Annotated in this window: 2 protein-coding genes; both read right to left on the bottom strand. The window is 57.5% G+C overall.

Features of this window, described 5'->3' with window-relative positions; genetic code table 11:
• The coding region (locus tag B3849_RS09910; protein WP_286780062.1) for a phosphotransferase family protein at positions 1-284 on the bottom strand (284 nt) is incomplete at its 3' end.
• A gap of 12 nt (positions 285-296) precedes the next feature.
• Positions 297-731: histidine phosphatase family protein (locus B3849_RS09905; RefSeq protein WP_286780061.1), on the bottom strand; the 435-nt coding region annotated here is incomplete at its 5' end.

Genomic DNA, 731 nt, shown 5'->3' with positions numbered 1-731 from the left:
TCGTCTTCGCACAGCAGGTGCATTTTCGACACCGGCACATCGGTATCCTGCAACGCCTTTTGCACGCGGAACTCACGATCAACCGCGTGGGCGGATTTCAACAGAACCCCCGGCGGTTTGCGACGCAGCACATAGTTGCGCGACGGGGTTTTCAGCAGGAACGTCGGGTTGGACTGACCGGCCTGGAACTTGGAGACCTCAAGCGGGCCTTCAAAGCCCTCAAGGTGTTTTTCCAGATAGGCGCTGACCTTTGGAATATCGAGTGTCTGGGTGTCTGTGCTCATGGCTACCGTTCCTTAACTATAGGTCAGCATGTCAGCGGTCTCGGCTGACATCAGATGCGGGGTCGCGTTGAATTCATGCAGGAAAAACGCGGATTTGGTGAAGACGAATTTGGTGATGGATGTGTTCTTGATCTGCAGGTTCAAGGTCATCATCATTTTATGCGGTGCGCCGAGTGACGCGGCCGTCAGCTGCCCGATCACCCCACCGGAGCTTACCGCAAGCACGCGTTCCGCCCCTTCGGCACAGGCGATCAGACGGGCGGCTTCCACGCGATCGGTGAAATTGGCCCATGTCTCGGCGGGGCCTTCGATCTCGTCTGCCTGCCACTGAAAGACGGTTTCGCGCAGGGTACGGAAATGCACCTTGCGGTCGCCCTTGACCAGCTCCGGAACCGCCCCTTTATAGCGCGCGTCCAGCAGGTTCTGAAAATCATATTCATTCAGGCC

The sequence above is a fragment of the Sulfitobacter sp. UBA4523 genome, assembly GCF_002388305.1.
Classification (GTDB): domain Bacteria; phylum Pseudomonadota; class Alphaproteobacteria; order Rhodobacterales; family Rhodobacteraceae; genus Sulfitobacter; species Sulfitobacter pontiacus.
The sequence above is the reverse complement of the archived record's forward strand: the minus strand, read 5'-3'. Positions and strand labels throughout refer to the sequence as shown.